Genomic DNA, 25,373 nt, shown 5'->3' on the forward strand with positions numbered 1-25,373 from the left:
CCTCCCCAGCGAAGCTGGGGAGGTGGCGCCGTCTTCGGCGTCGGAGGGGTCATGAGTCACGTGAGGGGGCCTCTGACCCCTCCGTCCGCATCGGCGTTGGGGGGCGGCGGGGGCGCACACCCGCGTCGACCCCCACCACCCCCCCCCCCCGCCCGGCGCGGGAGAGCCCCCCCCCCCCGCCCCTCCCCCCCCCGCCCCCCCCCCCGCCGATGCGGACGGAGGGGTCATAGGCCCCCTCACGTGACTCATGACCCCTCCGACGCCGAAGACGGCGCCACCTCCCCAGCTTCGCTGGGGAGGAGAATGATTTACTTCGCGTACTTGCCGGTGAGCTGCGGCGTGTGGGCGCCCTCGGCGCCCTTCTCCTTGTGCTGCAGGCGCGTGGTGCGGGCCCAGGTGCGCTTGAGCTCGTCCTTCACGTTGAAACGCAAGGTGCCGACCTTCTCGACGGTCAGCTCGATCTTGTCGCCGTCCATGAAGGAGTTGAGGCCGCGGTGGTTGGTGCCGGTGGCCAGGATGTCGCCGGGCTGCAGGGTGTGGATCGAGCTCGCCCATTCGATGCAGCGCGGGATGTTGTGGGCCATGTCCGAGGTGTTGAACTTCTGCATGACCACGCCGTTGTTGGTGAGCGTGATGTTGAGGTTCTGCGGATCGGCGATCTCGTCGGCGGTGACGATGCACGGGCCGATCGGCGCGAAGGTGTCGCGCGACTTCATCTGGAAGAACACGTTGCCCGGTGGCGGCAGGCCGCGCGCCGAGCCGTCGATGAAGCAGGTGTAGCCGAAGATGTGCTTCATGGCGTCGGCCTGCGACACCCGCGTCGCCGGCCTGCCGATGATCAGCGCCAGCTCGGCCTCGCCCTCGAAGATCGAAGCCGGCACGTCGGGCAGCACCATGGTGTCGCCATCGCCGATCACCGCGGTCGCCGCCTTGTGGAAGGCATTGATCTGCGGTTTCTCCTTCAGCGTGCCGTCCTCCATGTAGTTGACCGCCATGCAGACGATGTTGCCGGGCCGCGGCACCGGCGGGCGCAACTTCACGCCCTTCAGCGGCACCGCGGTGGTGGCCTGGGCGGCCTTCGCCACCTTGTCCTTGTAAGCGTCCCACCTGGCGATCAGGCCGATGATCAGGTCGCGCGCATCGAGATGCGGGATGTCCTTCACGGCGTCGGTCACGTCGACGACACCGTCGCCGACGATGACGCCCAGGCGATAGTCGTTGAAATAGCAAAGCTTCACTTCTTCTCTCCCTCGTCAAACACTTGCTTGGCCACGTTGGCCGCCGACATGGCGGTTGGCCATCCTGAATAGAATGCCAGATGGGTGATCAGCTCGATCAGCTCCTCCTTCTTCACGCCATTGTTGATTGCGCGGGTGAAATGGCCAGTCTGCTGCTCGGTCCGGCCGAGCGCCACCAGCGCCGCGCAGGTGATCAGGCTGCGATCCCGCTTCGAGAGCCCGGGCCGCTCCCACACGTCGCCGAACAGCACATTGTCGGTGAGATCGATCAGCTTGGGGGCGAAGGCGCGCAGACGATCGCGCGGATTTTGCGGCGGGTTCGACATTCTCTCTCTCCTTTTCAACGGTTATCCAAGGCTTCAACGGGCGGTCTGAGGGCTATTCAACGGATGGTCGAAGGGCTAGCCTTCCGCAGAATTGTCGGAGGAAATGATGACGGTCATCAAGGTCGCAGACTTCGCCTTCCCGCGCATGGAGGCGCCTGATCTCGATGCAATGGAGGAATTCCTCACCCATTTCGGCCTGGTCCGCGCCGAGCGCACACCGGATGCGCTTTACATGCGGGGCGCCGATTCCCACCACCATCTGCATGTCGCCCACAAGGGCGGCACCAGGTTCATCGGCTTCGCCTATCACACGCCTGACGAGGACGACCTCAAGCGGCTGGCCAGGCTGCCCGGCGCCTCGGGCATCGAGACCCTCAACGAGCCGGGCGGCGGCAAGCGGGTGCGCCTCACCGAGCCCAACGGCTACCAGGTCGAAATCATTGCCGGCATGCAATCGGTCGCGCCGATCAAGGTCGAGCGGGACCTTGTCAACACCGGCAGCGATCCGCATCGCCGGGCCGGCCGGGTGATGCGCCTCACCAAGTCGCCGACCACCATCCAGCGCATCGGCCATGGCGTGCTGGCGACGCCCAGGGTCAAGGAGACCACGGCGTGGTTCCGCGAGACCCTGGGCATGATCCGCTCCGACGACGTCTATGCCGGCGACAAGGAGAACGTGATCGGCGCGTTCAGCCGCCTCGACCGCGGCGATGACTATGTCGACCATCACGTGCTGTTCTGCGTGCACAACCAGAAGACCGGGCTTAACCACGTCTCCTACGAGGCGCAGGACATCGACGCCGTGTTCCAGGACCACGAGTACATCAAGCGGCTGGGCAAATACGACCACATGTGGGGCATCGGTCGCCATCTGCTGGGCAGCCAAGTCTACGACTACTGGTCCGATCCGTGGGGCCGCGTGCACGAGCGCTGGGCCGACACCGACCGCCTGAACGCCGCCAACGGCGGCAACCTGATCAGCGCCGAGGAAGGCCTCCAGTCGCAATGGGGCGAGCGCCCGCCGGAGCGGTTCATGGGGCATGCGAGTCCGTAGTTCACATCCCTCCCCAGCTTCGCTGGGGAGGTGTCGCCGTCCCACGGCGACGGAGGGGTCATGCGACCGAGGGGATTTCGCCCGCTCAGGAGCATGAGCGGGCGAGATACCCCCAGTCCGCATCATATGACTCATGACCCCTCCGCCCCCGACTACGGGGGCACCTCCCCAGCGCAGCCGGGGAGGAGAATGACTACTTGAACTTGTCCGGCAGGCGCTCCTCGTTGCCGAGCGCGACGCGGCGGACGCCCTCGCTGTCGGGGCTCGCGGGGAAACCGGTTTTGGCGCGCGGCGCCGGCGCCTCGACGACCTTGTTGGACAGGCGCCCGACCCCGCTCACCTCGATCTCGATCGTGTCGCCGACCTCGAGCGGCCGCGAGTTGGCCGGCGTGCCAGTCAGAAGAATATCGCCCGGCAGGAACGTCATGTGGCGCGCGAGGTCGGCGATCAGGTAGCCGCAGTCGAAGATCTGCTCGCTGATGGCGCCTTCCTGCACCATCTTGCCGTTCTTGTAGCTGCGCAAGGTAGACTGGCGCACGTCGACGCCCGACACCAGGCCAGGCCCGATCGGACAGAAGCCGTCCATGCCCTTCACCCGCAGCATGGAGCCGGCATCGGTGTCGCGGAAATCGTGACAGCCGAAATCGTTGGCCGGCGCGAAGCCGGCGATGCAATCCCACGCCTCCTCGGCGGTCACGTTCTTGGTGATGCGGCCGAACACCACCGCCATCTCGCCCTCGTAATTGACGTACCTGTAGCCCTGCGGCCGCACCAGCTCGCCGTGATGGGCGTTCAGCGCCGTCAAGGGCTTTTGGAAGTAGGTCGGCGTTTTGGGCGGGACGCGCGTGTTGTTGAACTCGAAGTAGCGCGAGATGTAGTTCACGTGCACGCAGATTATCTTGGTCGGCGTGCACGGCGGCAGATGGACGACGTCCTTCTCGTCGGCCGTACGCCCGTCGGCGAAGTGGATCCTGCCGTCCTTGAACTCGACCCAGTATTCGCTGCCGCCCTTCATGACGCGACGAACTTCCCGCCGCGGCCCGTCCAGAACACTCATTCGATCACTCCCCTTTTTAAAAGCTTGTCGCAAGGTCGGTCGTCACGGCTGGGAGCGCGCCAATCCTCTCCTCCCCAGCGTAGCTGGGGAGGTGTCGCCGTCTTACGGCGACGGAGGGGTCATGAGCAGCGAGACTGTGGCTCTCGACCCCTCCGTCCGCATCGGCTTTTGGCCGCAGAGCGGCCAAACGCCTTGGACGCGGACACCTCCCCAGCGAAGCTGGGGAGGAGGTTGAGTGGCGTGCCACGCCCTTACCCGGCCCTCGCCTGCTCGATGGCGCGCCACACGTTGTGCGCCGTCGCCGGCATGGCGACGTCCTTGACGCCGAGCGGCGCCAGGGCGTCGATGACGGCGTTCATCACGACCGGCATGGCGCCGACCGTGCCCGCCTCGCCGGCGCCCTTGGCGCCCAGCGGATTGAACTTGGTCGGCACCGGATTGCTCTTGATCTCCATGCTGCACATCGTGTCGGCGCGCGGCATGGCGTAGTCGAGGAAGCTCGCGGTCAGGAGCTGGCCGCTCTCGCGGTCCCACACCACCTGCTCGCTCAGGATCTGGCCGACGCCCTGGGCGACGCCACCATGGATTTGGCCCTTCAGCCCGATCGGATTCATCACCGTACCGACATCGTCGACCACGCAGTAGCGGTCGAGATGGACCGCGCCGGTCTCGGGATCGACCTCGACCTCGCAGATGTGGCAGCCGTTGGGATAAGTATCTTTCTGGCCGAGATAGGTCGCGTTCTCGTACAGTCCGCCCTCGAAGCCACCGCCTTTCGGCCAGCGCATCGGGTTGAACGCCGCCATCGCCACCTGCTTCAGCGTCACCGACCTGTCGGTGCCGGCGACCTTGAACACGCCTTCGGCGAACTCGATGTCCTGCTCGCCCGCCTCGAGCAGGTGGCCGGCGAGCTTCTTGCCCTTCTCGATCACCTTGCCGGCCGCCTCGAACAACGCCGAGCCGCCCAGCACCGTCGAGCGCGAGCCGTTGGTGCCCATGCCGAAGGCCACCCGATCGGTATCGCCATCGATGAACTGCACGTCGGCCGGATCGATGCCCAGCCGCTCGTTCAGGATCTGCTTGAACATCGTCTCGTGGCCCTGCCCCTGGGCCTTGGTACCCATCAGCAGCGCCGCCGTGCCGCTGGGGTTGAAGCGGATCTCGGCATATTCCGGCTGTGCCGTGCCGGCCGCCTGCTCGATGGCGTTGACGATGCCGAGGCCGCGCAGCTTGCCGCGCGCCTTGGACTCGGCAGCGCGCGCGGCGTAGCCCGCCACGTCGGCGAGCTTCAATGCCATGTCCATGTTCTGCTCGAACGCGCCGCAATCGTAGTACGGCCCGACCGGGCTCTGATACGGCAGCGCCGATTCGGGCAGCATGTTCTTGCGCCGCAGCTCGACGCGGTCGACCCCGAGCTCGCGTGCCGCATCGTCGATCAGCCGCTCGATCAGGTAGATCGCCTCCGGCCGCCCGGCGCCGCGGTAGGGCGCCGTCGGGTTGGTGTTGGAGAGCACGCCGACCACGTTGATGTAGGCCTTGGGGATCAGGTAGACGCCCAGCACCGTGCCGATCATGCCGAACGGCGACAGCAGGTTGCGATCCGACCCGACATAGGCGCCGATATTGGCCAGCATGTTGAGGCGCAGGGCCACGAACCTGTTGTCCTTGTCGAGCGCCAGCTCGATCTCGCCGACATTGTCGCGGCCGTGCTCGTCGGCCATCACCGCCTCGCTGCGCTCGCAGGTCCATTTCACCGGCCGCAGCAGCTTGCGCGCCGCCCACAGCGTCAGCCGATGCTCGACATACTGCCAGCCCTTGGTGCCGAAGCCGCCGCCAACATCCTGGGCGATCACCCGCATCTTGCTCTCGGGCACCTTGAACACGTTCTGCGCCAGCATGTTGCGCACGCGATGGGGATACTGCACGTCGGCATAGAGCGTCATGCGATCTTCGCCCGGATCGTAGGTGCCGAGCGTGCCGCGCGGCTCCATGTACTGGGCATGCACGCGGGTGATGACATAGCGCCGCTTGATCACCTTGGCGGCCGACTTGATCGCCTCCTCGGTCGCCGCCTTGTTGCCGCGCTCGACGCTGTTGGAGATGTTGTCGGGGCAGTCGTCCCACACCGCAGGCGCCCCGGGCTTCACCGTGTCCTCGGTCAGCGTCACCGACGGGATCGGATCGTAGTCGATGACGATCAGATCGGCGGCATCCTTGGCCTGCGCCAGGGTGTCGGCGATCACCATGACCACCGGGTCGCCGACATAGCGCACCCGGTCGGTGACCAGCGGCGGCCGCTGCGGCGCGTACATCGGCTTCCCGTCGGGCCGCTTGCGCGGCATGTTGGCCTTGGGCATGCCGAGCCCGTCGGCCCTGACATCGTGACCGGTGAACACGGCGACCACGCCGGGGGCGTTCTTCGCGTCCTCGATATCGATCGAGCGGATGTGGGCGTGGGCGTGCGGCGAGCGCACGAACACCGCATGCGCCTGGCCGTAGACATTTACGTCGTTGATGAAGCGGCCCTGGCCGCGCAACAGCCGCGGATCCTCGAAACGCAAAACCGGCTGACCGATACCGTACTTGCTCATGATTTTCCTGCTCTCCGCGGCTACCGCAAACATATCAGCCCAATCATCTCTCCCTCCCTAGCGAAGCTGGGGAGGTGTCGCCGTCTTACGGCGACGGAGGGGTCATGAGCAGCGTGACCGTGACTCATGACCCCTCCGTCAGCGTAAGACGCTGACACCTCCCCAGCGAAGCTGGGGAGGAGATCAAATTTTCACCCCAGCGGGCCCATGAAGGCCGGGTCGGCGTAGGTGTCCGACATCGGCTCCAGACTTTCCGGCCAGTCCTTGCCGACCTTGCGGCGCTCGCTGGCCGGACGCGGCCGGCCGTCCCAGCCGACCCGCTCCATGTAGTAATACAGCATCAGGCAATGACCTGCCGGATCGATGACATGGGCGGCGTAATCGACCCCGGGATAGAGCTCGGCCGGGATCACGTCCGCGAACTGCGCCCCCTTGCCCTTCAGGAACGACACCGCATCGCGCAGCTGGCGATAGCTGCCGACCTGCATGCCCATGGTGGCAACCGTCGTGTTCGGATTGAGCCCCAGCTCGGCCCGCAGCGCCTTGGGAAACAGCGACAGGCTGTGATGCTCCCCGCCGTTGCGCAAGAACACGCAGCGATGGCCGCGCCACGTCACGACCTCGGTGCGCACGAAGCCCATCATTCGGGTGTAGAACTCCTCGGAGGCGGCGACGTCCGACACGAACAGGCTCATCGGCCCGATATTGACGATCTTGAACGGCCGCTTGAGCCGCACGCCGGCGACCACGTAATCCTGCTCGCCGCGATCATGGATGACGTTGCCGGCATCGATGTCGATGCCCTTGGCGATCGCCTCGCGCACCTCCTGCTCCTCCGACATCTGCGGCAGGTCCGGCCGCTCGCGGAAGGCACGATAGTAGAGCGCCTCCGGCTTGCTGCGACCGTCCCAGCCGATCTGCTCCATGCCGTAATAGAGCTCGACCGTGTGGCCGTCCGGATCGCGAATGTAGGTGTGCCAGTTGCTCCCCGGCATATCGCGGCCGACGCGGCGGATCTCGACATCCTTGTCGCGGAAATAATCGGCCGCGGCGAACACTTCTTCCATGGTGCCGACCTGCCAGGTGATCTGGTTCACCGTGATGTCCTTGGACACCGCATCGTCGCCGAAGATCGCGCCCAGCGACTTGTGGGCCAGCAGGAAGGCGTGATGGTCGGAGTTGTGGCTCATGAAGACGATGCGGCCGTCATCGAGCCGCCTGGCCAGTTCCTCGCGGCCCGGGATCTTCTTCAGGTCGCGCGTATCTGTGATGCGAAAGCCCAGCAGCCCGGCATAGAAATCGATGCCGGCATCGAGATCGGCGATGTTGAAGCCGAAATGGCCGAGCCGCCGGATCTTGAACGGCTGCGGGTAGCGCACGCCGCCGATGTCGTAGCTCGCGGTGCCCGGTTCTGTCTTCTGGATCGTGTCCATCGTCGTTCTCCTTCTCATTCCCCTCCCCAGCGAAGACGCTAGGGAGGAATCACGCCTTTCGTCTCCTGCCGGTGCGCCCGGCATCCATCGTCAGTCCCGGCACCTCGGACGCGACCTGCTCGACCGTGGTGCGGATGTGATTCTCGATCAGGCGGCAGGCCAGGTCGACGTCGCGCGCCAGCGCGGCGTCACGTAGTTCGAGATGCTCGTCCGGGCGCTTCGAGCGCGCGTGAATGACCTTCAGCCAGTGATAGCGTTGCGCCTGGTCGAACAGCTCGCTGCGGAAATGCAGCGACCACGGCGAGGTGCAGGTCGCCACCAGCGAATCATGGAAGCGCTTGTGCCGCTTTCCCCATTCTCGTTTGGCCGCGACCGGGTCGTCGATCCGCGGTGCCTTGAGCTTGGACAGCAGGAAATAGGCGCTGACGATCTCGGCCTCCCAGGCGTCGGTGCCATGACGGATGGCGTCGGCCAGGGTACGCGTCTCGAGATAGACGCGCAGCTCCGACAGGTCGAGGAAGTCGGCCAGCGAGATCGGCGCCACGCTGAAGCCGCGCCCGGCCTCGGTGCGCGCCAGCCCCTCCGACACCAGATGCGACAGCGCTTCGCGCAGCGTGCCCACCGACGTGTCGTAACGCTGGCGCAGCTCGCCGAAGCGCAGACGCTGATTGGGTTTCAGGACGCAGCAGAGGATGTCCTCGCGCATGCGACGCAACACGTCGAACGTCGCCGCATCCTCGGCCAGCACGTCCTGCGGCGCCGTCGTGGCGGCGACGCGGCTGGTGATATCGAAGGGCATCTTCAGGATCCTGGCCATGGTCGGGACCTCATACGCCGAGATAGGCTTCGCGGATATGCGGCTGCTTCAGCAGCGCGTCGGGCAGGCCGCTGGTGACGATCCGGCCCTGCTCCAGCACGTAGGCGCGGTCGGCGACCTCGAGCGCCTTCAGCACGTTCTGCTCGACCAGCAGCACGGCGGCGCCCTCGGCGCGCACGCGCGTGATGATGTCGAACATGTCGTCGACGATGGTCGGCGCCAGGCCGAGCGACGGCTCGTCGAACAGCACGATGCGCGGCCGCGCCATCAGGGCCCGGCCGATCGCCACCATCTGCTGCTGGCCGCCCGACAGCTCGCCGGCCGGCTGCTGGCGCTTGTCGCGCAGGATGGGAAACAGCGTGAACACCCGCTCGAGCGACTGGGCGCGATGGCGGCGCGCCGCCGGCAGGTAGCAGCCGAGCTCGAGGTTCTCCTCGACCGACATCTTGACGAACAGCCGGCGCCCCTCGGGCACCAGGGCGATACCGTGGCCGCAATAGTCGTGCGCGCGCACGCGAGTCATGTCGGCGCCGTCGAAGCTCAGCGAGCCCCGGCGGCAGCGCAGAAGGCCCGCCATCGCGTTGATCAAGGTCGTCTTGCCGGCGCCGTTGGGACCGATCACCGACACGATCTCGCCGGCATCGACGTCGAGCGAGACGTCCCAGATCGCCGGCGCGTCGCCGTAGCCGATATGGAGGTTGCGCGCTTCAAGCAGCATAGGCTTTGCCGAGATAGATGCTGACGACGCGCGGATCGCGCATCACGTCGCGCGGCGCCCCCAAGGCGAACAGCTTGCCCTCGTTCAGCACGGCGACCCGATCCGACAGCTCGACGACGGCGCGCATCAGGTGCTCGACGAACACGATGGTCGCCCCCTGGGCCCGGATGGCGCGCACCAGCCGGATCGCATTGTCGATCTCTGCGGGATTGAGCCCCGACAGCACCTCGTCGAGCAGCAGCAGCTTGGGCCGCGCCGCAAGCGCGCGCGCGAGCTCGAGGAACTTGCGCTCGTGCAGGTTCAAGCCGGCCGGCAGCGCCTCCTCCTTGCCATCGAGCCCGGTGAAGGCGATCCAATGCATGGCCTCGTCGCGGATCTCGGCGCGGCTCAAAGCTGGCGCGCCGAAGGTCGCGCACAGGGCGACGTTGTCGAGCACGCTCATGTTGGCGAACGGGCGTGGGATCTGATAGGTGCGCGCCACGCCGCGCCGGGCGATCTCGTGTGCCGGCGTCTGCCCGATCTCGACGCCATCGACGCGGATGCTGCCGCTGGTCAAGGGATAAAAGCCCGAGATGGCGTTGATCAGCGTGGTCTTGCCCGATCCGTTGGGGCCGACCAAACCCATGATCTCGCCTTCGCGCACCTCGAGATCGACGCCGCCCAGGGCCTGCAGGCCGCCGAAGCGCTTGGTGACGCCGCGCACCTCGAGCAACGGGCGTTCCCTGATCGCCGGCGCCACGGCCGGCACGACCGGAACGACCGCGGCCCGGAGCGCCTCCCGCCGCGCGAGCGGGCGCCGCCGCTTCAGCCACTGCTGGATCGCCGGCAAGACGCCGTCGGGCAGCCACAGGATGGCGACGATCAGGATCAGGCCGACAATGGCCCGACCCACCATCGCCTCGCCGCCGCTGATGAAGGCGTAGAGCAGCGTCGTGATGGCGGTCGCGCCGACTGCCGGACCAAGCCAGTGCCGCGCGCCGCCCAGGACGCTCATCAGCACGACGTAAAGCGGCACCGTGAGCTCGAACGTGCCGGCCACGGTCAGGAATCCGACATACATCGCGTGGATGCCGCCCACCGCGCCGGCGATGCCGGCCGACAAGGCGAAGGCGGTGAGCTTGTAGCGGAAGGTCGGCACGCCCTTGGCGTCCGCGACGTCCTCGTCATCGTGGATGGCGAACAGGCCCATGCCGAGGCGCGAATGGACGACCCACCAGGTGACGCTGAGCGTCAGCACACACATGATGAAGCCCAGCATGTAGATCGTGCCGGTCGCCGTCGGCAGGATGTGCGGCAACGGCACGGCGCTCATGAACACGCCGGCCCCGCCGTCGATCGGCGTGTTGAGGATGATGGTGGCGACCACGAAGGTAACGGCGAGCGTCAGCAGGGCGAACAGCTCGCCGCGCAGCCGCCGCAGCCTGAAGACGACGGCGCCGATGCCGACACCCAGCAGCGCCGCCATCGCCGCCGCGATCGGCACGGTGATCAGGAACGGCGTGCCGAACTGGGTGGTGAGCGTCGCCGTCGTATATGTGCCGACGCCGAAGAACGCCGCGTGGCCGAGGCTGAAATAGCCGGCAAAGCCGCTCAGCAGCGCCCAGCTCGTCGCCAGCGAGATCCAGAAGAACACCAGGTAGAAAAACGAGTCGTAGAACGCCGGCAGCCCGGCCGTCGGGAGCAGCGCGAACAGCACGACGGCGAAACCGGCCGCCAGTCGCGGCACACCCTGGTCGGCGCTCATGCCCATTCCGGATTCCACAACAGGATGGCGATCAGCACCGAGAACGACACGACTGGCGCCCAGGCCGGGCTGAAAACGGCCATGGCCAGCGACTCGCTGGCGCCAATCAGCATCCCGGCAAACAGAGCGCCCAGCGGATTGCCGAGCCGGCCAATGATCACGACCGCGAACACGACGCCGAGCCAGGTCCAGATCTGTGCCGGCGCCAGGGTGGCGATCAGGGCGATGAACGTGCCGGAGATGCCGGCATAGGCGGCACCCAGGCCCGACAGCAGGTAGGCGAGCTTCTTGTGATCGACGCCGTAGGCGGCGGCGATGTCGGCGTCCTCGGCGGCAGCGCGCAGCGCCTTGCCGACATAGGTCTTTCCAGTAGAGCTGGATCGCCACCTCGAGGATGATGGCGAAGCTGAAGGTGATCAGCAGCGAGGCGAGCTCGTTCACCCGGAACTTGTCGAACAGCCAGTGCTGCGCCAGGCCGATGGCGAACATCGCCGGCACCACCATCGCCGCCGACCACCACGGTGCCACGTGATAGTTGGTACCGAGCTCGTAGGTCAGGTACGCCGCGAGGAAGGCGAGCGCAAAGTGGCTGAGATTGACCAGCCGCAACAGCCCCCAGCTCAGGCTGAGCCCGAGCGCCAGCAGGCCATACATGCCGCCAGCCAGCACGCCGGAGATCAGGGCCTGGCCGAGGAGCGTCGCGCTGGGCATCCCCGCGTCAGGACGCGATCAGCTTCACGCCCGGCGCCGCGAATTCCTTGGGCCAGACGACCTTCCAGGCCTTGTTCTGGACCTGCTTGACCAGTTGCAGGGCGGTGCCGTGATTGAACGGCCCGTCGAACTGAACCGTGCCGTAGATCGTGTCGACCCGGTTCTTCTTCAGCCAAGCAGCGATCGCCTTGTCGTCGAGGCTGTTGGCGCCGTTCACGCCGGCTTCGAGGATCTGCCATTCCGAGATCATCCCGCAGGCCTGCGCATCGATGATCGTGTACGGCAGGTTGGCCTTGGTCGCCCGCTCGTTGTACTGGGCGGCGAACTTCTTCATTCCCGGCCGGCTCATGAACGGCTCGTCCGGCTCGAGGAAGGTCGAGCACAGGGCCTTGTCGCCGTCGGGAGACAACGCCAGCGGACCCGGCGCCGGATAGAGATGGAAGTGGTTCTTCGGCGTGTAGTCGAGCTTGCGCAACGCTTCCAGCAACTGGTTGCTCTCGAGGCCGAGCGAGCCGACCCACAGGAAGTCGGCGTTGGCTTCCTTGACGCGCGCGGCGATGGCGCCGAAATCGCGGTTCCCTGACTCGTACTCGAGATAGAGCAGGACCTTGACGCCCCGCTTCTCGGATTGGTCACGCATGCCCTGCGCCATGAACTGCGCCGACGGGAATTTCGAGGTCAGCACGACGATGGTCTTGGGCGGCGTCGGAAAGCTCGCCATCATGTCGAGGAGAACGTTGGGATAGGTCTTGTCCGGCTCGGGTCCGAACGGCGTCGCCGGAAACGCCATGTCGTAGGTCTGCAGCTTGGGGATGCCCATGCTGCTCTGGATCATCACCTTGCCATAGCGCTGGGCGACGCCCATCGCGGCCAGGATCGGCGCCGTGGCGTACGGACCCTGGATCAGGTCGACCTTGTCGACAGTGATCAGCTTCTCATAGAGGCTGCGTGCGACGTCGGGCTTGGACTGGTCGTCGAGCAGCACGTACTCGACGGGCCGCCCGAGAAAGCCGTTCCGGCTGTTGATGTCCTCGACCATCATCTCCGCGGCGATCTTGTGGATGACCGCGGTCTGCGCCAGGAAACCCGTCAGCGACAGCGTGCCACCGACCCGCACCGGCTTGCCCGACGGCGCCGCGCGCACGATCGCCGGCGCGCCCACAGTTGCCGCAAAGCCTGCACCTGCCAAACCCGTCAACACGCGCCGGCGGCGCCACACATCCGTCTGGCTCGACACACCTATCTGGCTCCACACACCAGTCCGATATTCCATCGTTCCCTCCACCACGGCGCCGTTCTTGCGGGCGTCCGTGGCGTGATCTTGGGATATCGAAACCAGCATGTAAACGAATTTTCGAAAGTTTCGAAACTTTCGAAGATCATAAGTCTTTCCTCCCGGGGAGGTGTCGCCGTCTAAGGGCTTTTGGCCGCTCTGCGGCCAAAATGCCTAGGCGACAAGGGGTCATGAGCACCACCACTGACGCTCATGACCCCTCCGCCCCGTATGACGGGGCACCTCCCCAGCGAAGCTGGGGAGGAGAGTGAAAGGCGCTGCTCGACTACTGGGGAGGACGGACTGAGACGCCGAGGAATCGCTCGAGCGGCGCGGCGTCGGCCAACAGCGCGGCGCTGCTGCCCTGATGAACGATGCGGCCACGATCGAGGATCAGCGCGCGATCGGTGATCGGCAGCACCTTCCGCGCGTGCTGCTCGACGATGATGGCGGAGAGCCCCTCCTCGCGCAGCAGGCGGCCGAGGGCGGCCAGCACTTCCTGGACAATGATCGGGGCGAGACCCTCGGTCGGCTCGTCGAGCAGCAGCAGGCGCGGATTGGTGGCGAGGGCGCGGCCGATCGCCAGCATCTGCTGCTCGCCGCCGGACAGCGAGCCGCCACCCTGGCGACGCCGCTCGCGCAGGCGCGGAAACAGGGCGAACACGCGCTCGCTGTTCCACCGGCCGGAGCGCGCCACCGCGGTGATGTTCTCCGCGACGCTGAGCGAGCGAAAGATGTTGCGCTCCTGCGGCACCCAGCCGATGCCGAGTGCCGCACGCGCCTCCGGCGTCTGCTGCGCGATCTCGCGACCGCCGAGCCGGATCGAGCCGCTGAAGCGGCGCGTGACGCCGACCAGGCTGTCGATCAGGGTCGTCTTGCCGACGCCGTTGCGCCCCAGAACCGCCAGCGCCTCGCCTTCGGCGAGCCCAAACGACACGTCGGCCAGCACGACGGCACGACCGTACCCCGAAGACAACCCGTCGACCGCCAGCAGCTCAGTCATCGCTGCGCTCGCCGAGATAGACGGCGCGCACGCGCGAGTCGTTGGCGACGACGTCCGGCGCGCCTTCCATGAACAGCGCACCGTCGACGAGAACGGAGATCCGCTTCGCGAAGCTGAACACCAGGTCCATGTCGTGCTCGATCAGCAGCACCGAGACGTCGTCCGGCAACGCGGCGATGGCATCGAGGATATCGCGGCGCTCGGCTTCCGGCACGCCGGCGGCTGGCTCGTCGAGCAGCAGGACCTGGGGGGCGCAGGCGAAGGACGCGGCGATCTCGAGCAGGCGCTGCTTGCCATAGGGCAGCGTGTCGGTGCGCCGGTCGAGCACGTCAGCGATGCCGAAGCGCTCGGCGACGCGCATCACCTCCTCGGCCACCGGGTCGATCGCGCCGACGCGCCGTCGCCAGTCCCGGCCCTGCCCCAGCCGTTCGCCGATCGCCAACGCGAGGGTCTCGAGCGGCGTCAGGTCGGCGAACAGCTGGTTGATCTGGAAGGTCCGCACCAGGCCGCGCCGCACCCGCCCTGCAGGGTCGAGCCGCGTCACGTCCTCGCCCAGCAGCAGCACCTGTCCGCTGGTCGGCGGCAGCACGCCGGTCAGCAGATTGACAAAGGTCGTCTTGCCGGCGCCGTTCGGCCCGATCAGCGCCTGCCGGGCGCCGCGCTCGAGCCGGAACGACACGTCGTTGGTCGCCAGCAGGCCGCCGAAGCGCTTGGCGAGGTCGCGGGTTTCAAGGACGACGCTCATCGCCGCCGCGCCACGGCAAGAAGCCGGTAGAGACCGCCAACCAGGCGCTGACGGCCGATCATCACGAAAGCCACCAGGAACAAGCCGATCCAGAATTGCCAGTATTCCGGCGTCAGGCTCGCGATGGTGTCCTGCAGCATCTTGTAGATCACGGCGCCTGCGACGCCGCCATAAAGCCAACCGGCGCCGCCGATGATCAGCACCAGCAGCAGATCGGCAGAGCGATGGAACTCGAACACGTCGAGCGACACGAACGCGGTGGTCTGGGCGAGCAGTGCGCCGGCGGCGCCGGCGTAGGCGGCCGCCAGCGTGTAGACCGCGACCAGTCGCGAATTCACCGGCACGCCGAGCGCCGCCGCGCGCAGCGGATTGCGCCGGACCGACATCAGCGACAAGCCGAACGGCGAGTGGACGATGCGGCGGGCCAGCAGCGTCAGCACGAACAGGACCGTCAGGCTGTAGGCATAGGCCGTGCGGCCGAACAGGTCGAACTCGAAATGGCCGAGCAGCGGCCCCATGACGACGCCCTGCAGGCCGTCGGCGCCGCCCGTGTAACGCGGCAGGGCGTTGGCGACCTCACCCAGCAGCAGGGCGACCCCCAGCGTCACCATGAGACGCGTCAGGTCACTGCCGCGCAGCACGAGAAAGCTGGTGAGGAAGCCCAGGATCGTGGCAACGACGATGGCGAGCGCCAGGCCCGCCAGCGGATCGCCGGTGAGGTGCTTGGCGAGCAGACCGGCCGCGTAGGCGCCGGCGCCGAAGAAGGCGGCATGGCCCAGCGACACGATGCCGGCGTATCCGAGGATCAGATCGAGCGAGAGGGCGAACAGCGCCAGGATCGCGATCTCGTTCAGGATCAGGTATTTGCCCGAAGGCAACAGCAGGGCACCGAAGGCGGCGAGCCAGAAGACAAACTCCGGCCATCGCCAACGCGCCCGGCGGGCGAGAGCTTGCGCCGCCGTCGTCACCGCGGCCGCGCGAACAGGCCATGCGGGCGCAGCACCAGCACGACGATCATCACCAGATAGGTCATGAAGGCGCCGAGCGAGGGCACGTAGTACTTGCCCGCGACATCGGCGATCCCAAGCAGCAGCGAGGCAACGAACGGGCCCACGATGCCCGACGTGCCGCCCACCGTGACCACGATCAGGAAGTAGATCATGAAGCGCAGCGGGAAGTTCGGGTCGAGCCCCAGGATCTCGACGCCGAGCGCACCGCCCAGCCCGGCGAGGCCCGAGCCGACGGCGAAGGTCACGGCGAAAACGCTGCCGACCGGGATGCCGAGGCCGCGCGCCACGCGGGCATCGTCGACTGCCGCGCGCAGCCGGCTGCCGAACCGCGTATGGATGAGCGCAAGCTGCAAGCCGATCGCCAGCAGACTGCACAGGACGATGATGAAGGAACGATAGAGACCCACCTGCACGCCGAGGACCTCGCGCCGGCCCTGCAGCCAGCCCGGGATCTTCACGTTCTGCTGGCTGGAACCCATCGCCCAATCGACCGCCGCCACCGCCATGAAGACGAGGCCGATCGAGAACAGCACCTGATCGAGATGAGAGCGTCCGTACATGTGGACATAGAGCGTGCGCTCCAGCACCAGCCCGATCGCCGCCGCGGCGAGGAATGCAAGCGGCAGACAGGCGAGGAACGGCAGCCCCCACCGATCCATCAGGATCACCGTCACGTACCCGCCAGCCATGGCGAACGCGCCATGCGCCAGGTTGACGAAATTCATCAGCCCCAGCGTCACCGCAAGCCCGCACGCCAGCACGAACAACAGCATGCCGTACGCCACGCCATCGAACAGGATGGTGGCCATAACCTATCTTGCCTCGCCCGTCTGACGGGGGAGGTGCCCCGAAGGGGCGGAGGGGGAAGGCCTCAAGCGAGGTCTATCCGATTCCGACGTCGAAAACTCATTTGCCGCGACTGAGGCCTTCCCCCTTCGCCCCCTGACGGGGGCATCTCCCCCGTATGACGGGGGAGGAAAAGAATGATAGCGCGTGCTTTGCGCCCTCACTTCTTCGAGGCCTTCACCGGGTCCTTGACGTTGGGGATGGTCGCAAACTCGACGTTGTAGAGTTCGCCGTTCAGCTTATCGACCTTGCGGACATAGATGTTCTGGATGATGTCGCGCGTCTCGGGGTCGATCGAGATCGGACCGCGCGGGCTTTCCCAGGCCAGGCCTTTCATCGCCTCGACCAGCTTGGAGCCGTCGGTCGCGCCGCCGGTCTTCTTCAGCGCCTCGTAGATCAGGTGCATGCCGTCATAGCCGCCGACCGACATGAAGTTGGGCCGCAGGCCGCCGTTGGCCTTCTTGAAGGCCTCGACATAGGCCTTGTTGGCCGGGCTGTCGTGCGCCGCGGAATAATTGTGCGTGTTGATCACGCCGATAACCACGTCGCCCATGCCGTTGAGCTGATCATCGTCCGTCACGTCGCCGGTGGCGATCAGCTTGATGCCCGACTTGTCGAGACCACGCTCGACGAACTGCTTGACGAACTGCGCACCGGCGCCCGACGGCACGAACACGAACATGGCATCGGGCTTGGCGTCGGCTGCCTTTTGCAGGAACGGTGAGAAATCGGGATTGCGCAACGGCACGCGCAGGTTCTCGAGAATCGTACCGCCGTCGGCCTTGAACTTGTCGCCGAACGACTTCTCGGCATCGATGCCCGGCCCGAAATCGGTGACCAGGGTGACGACCTTCTTGATGCCGTTCTTGACCGCCCATTCGGCCATCGGCACGGACGACTGGGCGAGCGTGAAGCTGGTCCGCACGACAAAGGGCGAGGCCTCGGTGATCGACGATGTGCCGGCCGCCATGACGACCTCCGGCACCTTGGCCTGGGTCGCGATCGGCGCCACGGCGAGCGCGATCGGAGTCAGGCCGAAGCCCGCCAGGATCGATACCTTGTCGTTGACCACGAGCTCCTGCGCCAGTCGCTTGGCGATGTCGGCCACGCCGGTGTCGTCCTTCAGGATGACCTCGACCTTCTTGCCGGCGACGGTCGTGCCGTTCACCGCCTGGTAGAGCTTCACCGCCCCATCGATCTGCTTGCCGGTCGAGGCCTGCTGCCCGGTCATCGGCAGGATGAGGCCGATCTTCACGGTGTCCTGAGCCAAAGCCGCCGAGGAAAGAAGCGCGAAACCCGCAGCAGCGACAAGAACGCGTCTCAGCATTCGTTTCCTCCCCAAACAATCCCTTCCGCCCTAGGTACCAGCTTTCGCGACAGGGCGGTACTCAGCTCGCTCGCGTCCGCAGCTTCGCTGCTTGAGAGTCGACACTCCTTGCGTAGCGACCATGTGTACTCCCGTCTCACCGACCTTCGGCAACGCTCTCGGCCCGTACCGAGAGGAGAAATGAACAGCCGTCTGGCACAATCGGCCGGGGCATGCTCTATGCTCGGCCCCTGACGTTACGGGAGCACGCCCATGAAGAGCTACAAGGTCGTCGAGTTCGGCAAGCCGCTGGAGAGGGTCGAGGAAGCCAATCCCGCTCCCCAAGGCACCGAGGTGCTGGTGCGCATCACAGCCGCCGGCGTCTGCCACAGCGACGTCCATCTGTGGGAAGGTTATTTCGACATGGGCGGCGGCAACAAGATCTCGACCCAGAAGACGATGAATCCGCCGCGCACCATGGGTCACGAGATCGTCGGCGAGGTGGTCGCCGTCGGGCCCGATTCCAAGGGCGCCAAGGTCGGCGACAACGCCGTGGTCTACCCGTGGATAGGCTGCGGCACCTGCTGGTACTGCCAGAACGCCATCGAGCATCTCTGCCCGACGCCGCGGGCGCTCGGCGTCAACAAGGACGGCGGCTATGCCGACCACGTCGTGGTGCCGCACGCCAAGTACCTCTACCCCTACGGCAACCTGCCGGTCGAGCTCGCCTGCCTCTATGCCTGCTCGGGCATCACCGCGTTCGGAGCGGTCAAGAAGGCAGTCGGCCAGGACGGCGGCAAACCGATCCTGGTGATCGGCGCCGGCGGCGTCGGGCTGATGGGCGTGCGCTTCGCCAAGTCGGTGCTCGGCCGCGAGCCGATCGTTGCCGACATCGACGAGAACAAGCGCAAGCTCGCGCTGGAGAACGGCGCCGTCGCCGCCATCGATCCGCGCGAGAAGGATGCCCGCAAGCAGGTGATGGATTTGACCGGCGGCACGGGCGTGGGCGCGGCGATCGACTTCGTCGGCGCCGAATCGTCGGCGCAGTTCGGCCTGCGCGCTCTCGGTCGCGGTGGCAGGCTGGTCATTGTCGGCCTGTTCGGCGGAACATTCACCATTCCGCTGCCGATGTTCGCCTTCACCGGCTGCCAGATCGTCGGCTCGGTGACCGGCAGCCCGGCGGAGATGAAGGAGATGATGGACCTCGTGACCTCCGGCAAGGTGACGCCCGTGCCGATCATCAAGCGCAAGCTCGACGACGCCGACGCCACGCTGCAGGAACTGCGCAAGGGCCTGATCATGGGACGCGCCGTCCTGGTTCCGTGAGCCAGGCCGGCCGGGCGCTTGCCTACGCCTTCGAGACCGGAGCGCTCGCCCCCCAGCGGGCGTTCTTCCTGCGCGCCGAACCATCGCCCTTCCGCGACAGTGACGCCGAGCAGTCCTTCCGCCCGGAATATCTCCGGCTGAAGCGCATGGGATGGTCGGTCGTGCCGCGCCTCGAGGGTGATGGCTATCAGCTTGGCCAGATCCTGCTCACCAAGCACAAGGAAGAGAACTTCGCTAACATCGCGCGCGGCTGGACGTTGCTCGGCGAGGGCGGAACGCTGGTCTGCGCCGGCGCCAACGACGATGGTGCGGCGAGCCTGGAGAGGCAGGCCGGAAAGATCTTCGGCCTGGCAGGATCGCTGTCGAAGTTCCACTGCCGCGTTTTCTGGCTGACGCGCGGCGATCGTTTGCCGCCCGAGTATTGGACTGAACTTGGGGGCTTGCGGCCGGTCGCAGACGGCTCCTGGGTGAGCCAGCCGGGCATTTTCAGCTGGGATAGGATCGATGGCGGCTCCGCCCTGCTCGCCAGTCATCTTCCCGATGATCTGTCCGGCTGCGTCGCCGATTTCGGCTGCGGCTGGGGTTATCTCGGCCGCGAGATCCTGGCGCGCGCACCTGCTGTTACCACAATAGACCTGATCGACGCCGAACACCGCGCGGTGGAGGCGGCCCGCGCAAACGTAACGAATCCGCGGGCGAGCGTTCACTGGCTCGACCTGGCCACCGAGGCCGCGCCCGCGACCTACGACGCCATCGTCTGCAATCCCCCCTTCCATGCCGGCCGCGCGGCCGATCCGAAGCTGGGCCAGGAGATCATCGCTGCAGCAGCCCGGGCGCTGCGATCTGGCGGGCGTTTCTTCGTCGTCGCCAATCGCGGCCTGCCCTACGACGCCGTGCTTGCCTCCCATTTCGCGACGGTCACGCGCCTCGCCGACAACAACAAGTTCAGGGTGAGCGTCGCGGTGAAGTAGCGGACGTCATTCATGCCCGGGAGCGCGCCACTTAAGGCGGAGTAGCCTCCGCCGGCGTGGCGTTCATCTCATTCTCCTCCCCAGCTTTGCTGGGGAGGTGTCCGCGTAATCGCGGACGGAGGGGTCATGAGCAACCCCTCCTGTGCCCTTGACCCCTCCGTCGGCGAAGACGCCGACACCTCCCCAGCTTTGCTGGGGAGGAGAATGAGATGAGCGCCACTCCTGTGGCGCTCATCTCGTCGATCCCACATCCCATGAGCGCCACTCCGTGGCGCGCTCCCAGCTATGAGTCGCCTCGCTCTCCCTCCAGCACCCCCGCGATCAAAAACTCCCGGTTGCCGTCGGCGCCTTCTATCGGGCTGTCGGTGAGGCCAAGGACCCGCCAGCCGTGTTGCGCTGCGAGCCACGCTTCGATCGTCGCGCAGACTTCGGCGTGCAGCCCGGGCTCGCGCACGATGCCGCCCTTGCCCACCCTGCCCCTGCCGACCTCGAACTGCGGCTTGATCAGCGCCACGAGGTGGGCGCCCGACGCCGCCAACGCCAGCGCCGCGGGGAGCGCCGTGCGCAGGCTGATGAAGGACGCGTCACAGACGATCAGGTCGATCGGCTCCGGCACGTCCGCCCGCGTCACGTCACGGATATTTGTCTTCTCCATCGACACCACGCGCGGGTCGGTGCGGAGCTTCCAGGCGAGCTGGTTGGTGCCGACGTCGACGGCATAGACCTTTGCGACGCCACGCTGCAGCAGGCAGTCGGTAAAGCCCCCGGTCGAGGCGCCGACATCGAGAGCGACACGGTCGGCGACGGGAATCGCGAAATGATCGAGTCCCCGTGCGAGCTTCAGGCCGCCGCGTGACACATAGGGATGGGGCTGCCCACGTACTTCGATCGGCACGTCGGCCGCCATGGCGTGGCCCGCCTTGTCGAGCCGTCGGTCACCGGAAAAGACCAGTCCCGCCATGATCAGGCGTTGCGCCGCGGCCCGCGTCTCGGCGAGGCCACGCTCGACCAGCGCGATGTCGAGGCGGGTCTTGGCCATGGCTTTTCCTAGACCTGCAACGGTGGCGCCCTGCGCGCAGCCGATATCGGGCTCATCAGAGTTGCGTCGGGGTCACAGCCGATGACACCGACTTGGTTGAGGATTGGCCGCACTCGCTCCATGAGCTGCTCCCGCATTGATCCCCGCCATGCGGAGTGCTTAACACGGGCGCGGCGGGGGAGAACAGAAGGCGGACCGGCCGATTCATTATCACTGCCCGCGCGAGCACATCGCGGCAGTGCGAGCGCTCGGCGAGCTGTGCGAGGTGGAGCAGGAAGGACATGCCCTTCGCGCTGTCGATCGGCCACGATCCGGAGATCCCGTTCATCGCCGGCATGCCGCTGCGCGACGGCGTCGACGAGGCGGCCTCCATCGGCGGCTTCTTCCAAGGCTTGACCAAAGGGCCCGGAATGACGACTTTTCCCCGGTGGAAAGACAGCGAGAGGGGGTTTCACCATGACGCTTCGCATCAATTCGACGGCACCGGATTTCAAGGCCGAGACGACCCAGGGACCGATCGAGTTCCACAAATGGATCGGCGATGGCTGGGCGATTCTGTTCTCCCATCCGAAGGATTTCACGCCGGTCTGCACCACCGAGCTCGGCTACATGGCCAGCCTCAAGCCCGAGTTCGACAAGCGTAACACCAAGATCCTCGGCCTGTCGGTCGACCCGGTGTCCAATCATTCCAAGTGGGCCAAGGATATCGAGGAGACGCAGGGCCACGCCGTCACCTATCCGATGATCGGCGATCCGGAGCTCAAGGTCGCGACCGCCTACGACATGCTGCCGGAAGGCGCCGGCACGACCTCGGAAGGCCGCACCGCCGCCGACAACGCCACCGTGCGCTCGGTGTTCATCATCGGCCCGGACAAGAAGATCAAGGCGATGCTGACCTATCCGATGAGCTCGGGCCGCAACTTCGACGAGGTGCTGCGCCTCCTCGAATCGTGCCAGCTCACCGCCAAGCACCAGGTGGCCACGCCGGTCAACTGGAAGCGCGGCGAGGACGTGATCATCGTCCCGGCCGTCTCCGACGAAGCCGCGAAGACCAAGTATCCCAACGGCTGGAAGGCGCCGAAGCCCTACCTGCGCATCGTCCCGCAGCCGAAGGATTGATCTCCAATCCCACCTTCCCAGCTTCGCTGGGGAGGTGTCCGCGTCCAAGGCTTTTGGCCGCCTTGCGGCCAAAATGCCGAGGCGGACGGAGGGGTCATGGGCATCGCGACTATGGCTCTCGACCCTTCCGTCGCCGTATGACGGTGACACCTCCCCAGCGGAGCTGGGGAGGAAAAGGATCAGGCGCTCGGCCGCCGGATCGACCGCACGTCGCGACCCAGCGCCTCGAGGGCGGTCGCGACGATCTGCGGGGCGTTGAGGCCGGCCCATTCGTACTGCTTGGCCGGGGCGGCGTGGTCGATGAAGCGGTCGGGCAGGATCATCGGCCGGATCTTCAGGCCACTATCGAGCAGGCCGGCCGTCGCGAGATACTGCAGCACCTGGCCGGCGAAGCCGCCGATCGCGCCCTCCTCGATCGTGATCAGGACCTCGTGCTCGCGCGCGAGGCGGCGCACGAGGTCGGTGTCGAGCGGCTTGGCGAAGCGCGCATCGGCAACGGTCGTGCTGAGCCCTTTGGCAGCGAGATCCTCGGCCGCAACATGGCATTCGCGCAGGCGTGCGCCGAAATTCAGTAGGGCGATCTTGGTGCCCTCGCGGACGATGCGGCCCTTGCCGATCTCGAGCGGCGTGCCGCGGGCCGGCAGCTCGATGCCGACGCCCTCGCCGCGCGGATAGCGGAAGGCGCTCGGCCGATCGTCGATCTGCGCCGCGGTGGCGACCATGTGCATCAACTCAAGCTCGTCGGCCGCCGCCATCACGACGAAATCGGGCAACGCGCCGAGATAGCCGACATCGTACGAGCCGGCATGGGTGGCGCCGTCGGCGCCGACGAGGCCGGCGCGGTCGATGGCGAAGCGCACCGGAAGCTTCTGGATGGCGACGTCGTGCACCACCTGGTCGAAGGCGCGCTGCAGGAAGGTCGAGTAGATCGCAGCGAACGGCTTGAAGCCTTCGCAGGCGAGGCCCGCGGCGAAGGTGACGCCATGCTGTTCGGCGATGCCGACATCGAAGCTGCGCTCGGGGAAGCGCTCGGCGAACTTGTCGAGCCCAGTGCCCGACGGCATGGCGGCGGTGATGGCGACGATCCGGCGATCCGCCTCGGCCTCGGCCATCAGCGCCTTGGCGAAGACCGCGGTGTATTGCGGCGCGTTGGCGACCGGCTTGGACTGCTTGCCGGTGATGACGTCGAACTTGACGACGCCATGGTACTTGTCGTCGCTCGCCTCGGCCGGCGGATAGCCCTTGCCCTTCTTGGTCACGACATGAACCAGGATCGGCTTGTCGAGCCGGCTGTCGCGGGCATTCTTCAGCACCGGCAGCAGATGGTCGAGATTGTGCCCGTCGACCGGGCCGACATAGTAGAAGCCCAGCTCGTCGAACAGCGTGCCGCCGGCCACGAAGCCGCGTGCGAACTCCTCGGCGCGTCGCGCCGCCATCTCGAGCGGCCGCGGCAGCGCCTCGGCAAAGGTACGGCCGAGATTGCGCAGGGTGACATAGGGTCGCCCCGACAGCAGGCGCGAGAGATGGCCTGACAGCGCGCCGACCGGCGGGGCGATCGACATGTCGTTGTCGTTCAGGACGACGATCAGCCGGCTGCGCAATGCACCAGCATTGTTCATCGCCTCGTAGGCCATGCCGGCGCTCATCGCGCCATCGCCGATCACGGCGACCACATGGTTCTTGCCGCCGGCGAGATCGCGCGCAACGGCCATGCCCAGACCGGCCGAGATCGAGGTCGAGGAATGGGCGGCGCCGAACGCATCGTATTCGCTCTCGCTGCGTCGGGTGAAACCCGACAGTCCGCCCTCCTGGCGCAGGGTGCGGATGCGGCTGCGCCGGCCGGTCACGATCTTGTGCGGATAGGCCTGATGGCCGACGTCCCAGATCAGCCGGTCGTTGGGTGTATCGAACACATGGTGCAGCGCCACCGTGAGCTCGACCACGCCCAGGCCTGCGCCCAAATGGCCGCCGGTGACGGAAACGGCGGAGATCGTCTCCTGACGCAGCTCATCGGCCAGCTGCCGCAGCTGATCGGCGCGCAGGCGACGGATGTCGGCCGGCGTGTCGACAGTATCGAGAAGTGGCGTCGTGCTCTGCCTTGTCATAGACGCATCATACTCCCGAGGGCGGCCCTATGCCCGCCGTGCGACAACGAATTCAGCGGCCTGCTTCAGGAGGTCTGCTGCATCACCGAACGGCTCGAGATGCTGCGCTGCCTGGTGTGCCAGCAGGTTCGCTTGGGCGCGGGCGCGCTCCTGGCCCAGAATGGACACGAAGGTGGCCTTGCCCGCCGCCGCATCCTTGCCCGGCGTCTTCCCCAGTTGGGCAGCGTCGCCCTCGATGTCCAGCAGATCGTCGACAATCTGGAAGGCGAGGCCCAGATCGTGCGCATAGGCGGCCAGCGCCCCGCGCATGGGCTCGCTCGCCTTCCCCAGGATCGCCCCTGACGTGCAGGAAAACGAGATCAGGGCGCCGGTCTTGAGGCGCTGCAGACGGGTAATGGCGCCGATGGACATTTCCCCGGCCTCCTGGCTCTCGGCCAGCATGTCGAGCATCTGGCCGCCCACCATGCCGTGGGCACCGGCCGCCTTGGCGAGCTCGCTGACCAGATAGGCACGCACCGACGGATCGCCGTGCGTGTCCTCATGGGCCAGCACCTCGAAGGCCAGGGCCTGCAGGGCGTCACCGGCCAGAATGGCGGTCGCCTCGTCGAACTGCTTGTGACAAGAGGGTTTGCCGCGTCGCAGGTCGTCGTCGTCCATGGCCGGCAGGTCGTCATGGACGAGCGAATAGGCATGCACGAACTCGATGGCGCTGGCCGTGCGCAGGGCCGACAGGGCCGATACCCTGAACAGCGTGGCGCCCGCCAGGACGAAGAAAGCGCGCAGGCGCTTGCCGCCATTGAGGCTGGAATAGCGCATGGCTTCGAATACGCGCGATTCTCCAGCTTCTCCCTTGGGCAGCAGCCGCTCCATGGTGCGCTCGACCGACTGCGCAGCAAACTCCAGCGCGGCGTCGAACCGGCGATGTGACGACAGGGGCATGG

22 protein-coding genes and 2 pseudogenes are annotated in these 25,373 nt (G+C 66.6%); 5 read left to right on the plus strand and 19 right to left on the minus strand.

The window, feature by feature from the left end; genetic code table 11:
- Positions 1 to 308: 308 nt before the first annotated feature.
- Both ACILR9_RS23000 and ACILR9_RS23005 read right to left on the minus strand, forming a co-directional pair.
- Positions 309 to 1,238 (minus strand): fumarylacetoacetate hydrolase family protein, encoded by a 930-nt coding sequence (locus ACILR9_RS23000; protein ID WP_395712298.1) that lies wholly within the window; start codon positions 1,236 to 1,238, stop codon positions 309 to 311.
- Entirely contained in the window at positions 1,235 to 1,564 is a 330-nt protein-coding gene (locus tag ACILR9_RS23005) for a carboxymuconolactone decarboxylase family protein (protein WP_395712299.1), read from the minus strand. The genes ACILR9_RS23000 and ACILR9_RS23005 overlap by 4 nt, the downstream gene beginning before the upstream one ends.
- A 106-nt stretch (positions 1,565 to 1,670) precedes the next feature.
- Between ACILR9_RS23005 and ACILR9_RS23010 the strand changes: the two genes are divergently transcribed.
- Positions 1,671 to 2,618 carry a hypothetical protein gene (locus ACILR9_RS23010; protein WP_395712300.1) on the plus strand — a complete coding sequence of 316 codons (948 nt, stop codon included), beginning with the start codon at positions 1,671 to 1,673 and terminating at the stop codon, positions 2,616 to 2,618.
- Positions 2,619 to 2,811: 193 nt separating this feature from the next.
- Here ACILR9_RS23010 and ACILR9_RS23015 read toward each other — a convergent pair whose 3' ends face one another.
- The 14 genes and pseudogenes from ACILR9_RS23015 to ACILR9_RS23080 all read right to left on the minus strand — a co-directional run bounded on the left by ACILR9_RS23015 (position 2,812) and on the right by ACILR9_RS23080 (position 17,893).
- Positions 2,812 to 3,675, minus strand: coding sequence for a fumarylacetoacetate hydrolase family protein (locus ACILR9_RS23015; protein WP_395712301.1), 864 nt, complete (start codon positions 3,673 to 3,675; stop codon positions 2,812 to 2,814).
- A 251-nt stretch (positions 3,676 to 3,926) separates the two neighbouring features.
- On the minus strand, positions 3,927 to 6,266 hold the full coding sequence (locus tag ACILR9_RS23020) for a xanthine dehydrogenase family protein molybdopterin-binding subunit (protein ID WP_395712302.1): 2,340 nt from the start codon (positions 6,264 to 6,266) through the stop codon (positions 3,927 to 3,929).
- Between the two features lie 191 nt (positions 6,267 to 6,457).
- Positions 6,458 to 7,699 (minus strand): VOC family protein, encoded by a 1,242-nt coding sequence (locus tag ACILR9_RS23025; protein WP_395712303.1) that lies wholly within the window; start codon positions 7,697 to 7,699, stop codon positions 6,458 to 6,460.
- Positions 7,700 to 7,748: 49 nt separating this feature from the next.
- Positions 7,749 to 8,516, minus strand: a complete 768-nt coding sequence (locus ACILR9_RS23030) for an FCD domain-containing protein (protein ID WP_395712304.1) — start codon at positions 8,514 to 8,516, stop codon at positions 7,749 to 7,751.
- A 10-nt stretch (positions 8,517 to 8,526) separates the two neighbouring features.
- The gene (locus ACILR9_RS23035) at positions 8,527 to 9,231 is read right to left on the minus strand and encodes an ABC transporter ATP-binding protein (protein WP_395712376.1); all 705 of its coding nucleotides are present in this window, start codon (positions 9,229 to 9,231) and stop codon (positions 8,527 to 8,529) included.
- A complete protein-coding gene (locus tag ACILR9_RS23040) occupies positions 9,224 to 10,978 on the minus strand; it encodes an ABC transporter permease subunit (RefSeq protein WP_395712377.1) in 1,755 nt (584 codons plus the stop codon). The genes ACILR9_RS23035 and ACILR9_RS23040 overlap by 8 nt, the downstream gene beginning before the upstream one ends.
- Positions 10,975 to 11,322, minus strand: coding sequence for an ABC transporter permease subunit (locus ACILR9_RS23045; RefSeq protein ID WP_395712378.1), 348 nt, complete (start codon positions 11,320 to 11,322; stop codon positions 10,975 to 10,977). Before ACILR9_RS23045 ends, ACILR9_RS23040 begins: the two co-directional genes overlap by 4 nt.
- 94 nt (positions 11,323 to 11,416) lie before the next feature.
- Positions 11,417 to 11,689, minus strand: a pseudogene (locus tag ACILR9_RS23050) (ABC transporter permease subunit); the annotation flags it as partial.
- A gap of 7 nt (positions 11,690 to 11,696) precedes the next feature.
- Positions 11,697 to 12,962 carry an amino acid ABC transporter substrate-binding protein gene (locus ACILR9_RS23055; RefSeq protein ID WP_395712305.1) on the minus strand — a complete coding sequence of 422 codons (1,266 nt, stop codon included), beginning with the start codon at positions 12,960 to 12,962 and terminating at the stop codon, positions 11,697 to 11,699.
- Between the two features lie 286 nt (positions 12,963 to 13,248).
- Positions 13,249 to 13,965: an ABC transporter ATP-binding protein gene (locus tag ACILR9_RS23060; protein ID WP_395712306.1), complete on the minus strand. Its 717-nt coding sequence runs from the start codon at positions 13,963 to 13,965 to the stop codon at positions 13,249 to 13,251.
- On the minus strand, positions 13,958 to 14,710 hold the full coding sequence (locus ACILR9_RS23065) for an ABC transporter ATP-binding protein (RefSeq protein ID WP_395712307.1): 753 nt from the start codon (positions 14,708 to 14,710) through the stop codon (positions 13,958 to 13,960). The genes ACILR9_RS23060 and ACILR9_RS23065 overlap by 8 nt, the downstream gene beginning before the upstream one ends.
- The gene (locus ACILR9_RS23070) at positions 14,707 to 15,678 is read right to left on the minus strand and encodes a branched-chain amino acid ABC transporter permease (protein ID WP_395712308.1); all 972 of its coding nucleotides are present in this window, start codon (positions 15,676 to 15,678) and stop codon (positions 14,707 to 14,709) included. Before ACILR9_RS23070 ends, ACILR9_RS23065 begins: the two co-directional genes overlap by 4 nt.
- Positions 15,675 to 16,529, minus strand: a complete 855-nt coding sequence (locus ACILR9_RS23075) for a branched-chain amino acid ABC transporter permease (protein WP_395712309.1) — start codon at positions 16,527 to 16,529, stop codon at positions 15,675 to 15,677. Before ACILR9_RS23075 ends, ACILR9_RS23070 begins: the two co-directional genes overlap by 4 nt.
- Positions 16,530 to 16,726: 197 nt before the next feature.
- Entirely contained in the window at positions 16,727 to 17,893 is a 1,167-nt protein-coding gene (locus tag ACILR9_RS23080; protein WP_395712310.1) for an ABC transporter substrate-binding protein, read from the minus strand.
- A 252-nt stretch (positions 17,894 to 18,145) separates the two neighbouring features.
- Between ACILR9_RS23080 and ACILR9_RS23085 the strand changes: the two genes are divergently transcribed.
- Positions 18,146 to 19,198 carry an alcohol dehydrogenase gene (locus ACILR9_RS23085; RefSeq protein ID WP_395712311.1) on the plus strand — a complete coding sequence of 351 codons (1,053 nt, stop codon included), beginning with the start codon at positions 18,146 to 18,148 and terminating at the stop codon, positions 19,196 to 19,198.
- Entirely contained in the window at positions 19,195 to 20,169 is a 975-nt protein-coding gene (locus ACILR9_RS23090) for a class I SAM-dependent methyltransferase (RefSeq protein ID WP_395712312.1), read from the plus strand. Before ACILR9_RS23085 ends, ACILR9_RS23090 begins: the two co-directional genes overlap by 4 nt.
- A gap of 283 nt (positions 20,170 to 20,452) precedes the next feature.
- On the opposite strand, the gene ACILR9_RS23095 is transcribed toward ACILR9_RS23090, so the two are convergent.
- Positions 20,453 to 21,208 (minus strand): TlyA family RNA methyltransferase, encoded by a 756-nt coding sequence (locus ACILR9_RS23095; RefSeq protein ID WP_395712313.1) that lies wholly within the window; start codon positions 21,206 to 21,208, stop codon positions 20,453 to 20,455.
- Positions 21,209 to 21,363: 155 nt separating this feature from the next.
- Here ACILR9_RS23095 and ACILR9_RS23100 point away from each other — a divergent pair.
- A pseudogene (locus ACILR9_RS23100) lies at positions 21,364 to 21,579 on the plus strand (UbiD family decarboxylase domain-containing protein); the annotation flags it as partial.
- An 85-nt stretch (positions 21,580 to 21,664) separates the two neighbouring features.
- Positions 21,665 to 22,327 carry a peroxiredoxin gene (locus ACILR9_RS23105; protein ID WP_395712314.1) on the plus strand — a complete coding sequence of 221 codons (663 nt, stop codon included), beginning with the start codon at positions 21,665 to 21,667 and terminating at the stop codon, positions 22,325 to 22,327.
- 179 nt (positions 22,328 to 22,506) lie between these two features.
- Here the strand turns inward: ACILR9_RS23105 and dxs are convergent, their stop codons facing one another.
- Positions 22,507 to 24,432, minus strand: coding sequence for a 1-deoxy-D-xylulose-5-phosphate synthase (gene dxs, locus ACILR9_RS23110; RefSeq protein ID WP_395712315.1), 1,926 nt, complete (start codon positions 24,430 to 24,432; stop codon positions 22,507 to 22,509).
- A 27-nt stretch (positions 24,433 to 24,459) separates the two neighbouring features.
- Positions 24,460 to 25,371, minus strand: coding sequence for a polyprenyl synthetase family protein (locus tag ACILR9_RS23115; RefSeq protein WP_395712316.1), 912 nt, complete (start codon positions 25,369 to 25,371; stop codon positions 24,460 to 24,462).
- Positions 25,372 to 25,373 lie beyond the last annotated feature (2 nt).

Source organism: Reyranella sp. (assembly GCF_044224635.1).
Taxonomy (GTDB): Bacteria; Pseudomonadota; Alphaproteobacteria; order Reyranellales; family Reyranellaceae; genus Reyranella.

Coding starts and splice junctions, on each gene's coding strand:
- ACILR9_RS23040 (WP_395712377.1), bottom strand. CDS start 10,978: ATGAGCGCCGACCAGGGTGTGCCGCGACTGGCGGCCGGTTTCGCCGTC.
- ACILR9_RS23080 (WP_395712310.1), bottom strand. CDS start 17,893: ATGCTGAGACGCGTTCTTGTCGCTGCTGCGGGTTTCGCGCTTCTTTCC.
- ACILR9_RS23075 (WP_395712309.1), bottom strand. CDS start 16,529: ATGGCCACCATCCTGTTCGATGGCGTGGCGTACGGCATGCTGTTGTTC.
- ACILR9_RS23065 (WP_395712307.1), bottom strand. CDS start 14,710: ATGAGCGTCGTCCTTGAAACCCGCGACCTCGCCAAGCGCTTCGGCGGC.
- ACILR9_RS23060 (WP_395712306.1), bottom strand. CDS start 13,965: ATGACTGAGCTGCTGGCGGTCGACGGGTTGTCTTCGGGGTACGGTCGT.
- ACILR9_RS23115 (WP_395712316.1), bottom strand. CDS start 25,371: ATGCCCCTGTCGTCACATCGCCGGTTCGACGCCGCGCTGGAGTTTGCT.
- ACILR9_RS23025 (WP_395712303.1), bottom strand. CDS start 7,699: ATGGACACGATCCAGAAGACAGAACCGGGCACCGCGAGCTACGACATC.
- ACILR9_RS23095 (WP_395712313.1), bottom strand. CDS start 21,208: ATGGCCAAGACCCGCCTCGACATCGCGCTGGTCGAGCGTGGCCTCGCC.
- ACILR9_RS23020 (WP_395712302.1), bottom strand. CDS start 6,266: ATGAGCAAGTACGGTATCGGTCAGCCGGTTTTGCGTTTCGAGGATCCG.
- ACILR9_RS23005 (WP_395712299.1), bottom strand. CDS start 1,564: ATGTCGAACCCGCCGCAAAATCCGCGCGATCGTCTGCGCGCCTTCGCC.
- ACILR9_RS23085 (WP_395712311.1), top strand. CDS start 18,146: ATGAAGAGCTACAAGGTCGTCGAGTTCGGCAAGCCGCTGGAGAGGGTC.
- dxs (WP_395712315.1), bottom strand. CDS start 24,432: ATGACAAGGCAGAGCACGACGCCACTTCTCGATACTGTCGACACGCCG.
- ACILR9_RS23030 (WP_395712304.1), bottom strand. CDS start 8,516: ATGGCCAGGATCCTGAAGATGCCCTTCGATATCACCAGCCGCGTCGCC.
- ACILR9_RS23015 (WP_395712301.1), bottom strand. CDS start 3,675: ATGAGTGTTCTGGACGGGCCGCGGCGGGAAGTTCGTCGCGTCATGAAG.
- ACILR9_RS23105 (WP_395712314.1), top strand. CDS start 21,665: ATGACGCTTCGCATCAATTCGACGGCACCGGATTTCAAGGCCGAGACG.
- ACILR9_RS23055 (WP_395712305.1), bottom strand. CDS start 12,962: ATGGAATATCGGACTGGTGTGTGGAGCCAGATAGGTGTGTCGAGCCAG.
- ACILR9_RS23010 (WP_395712300.1), top strand. CDS start 1,671: ATGACGGTCATCAAGGTCGCAGACTTCGCCTTCCCGCGCATGGAGGCG.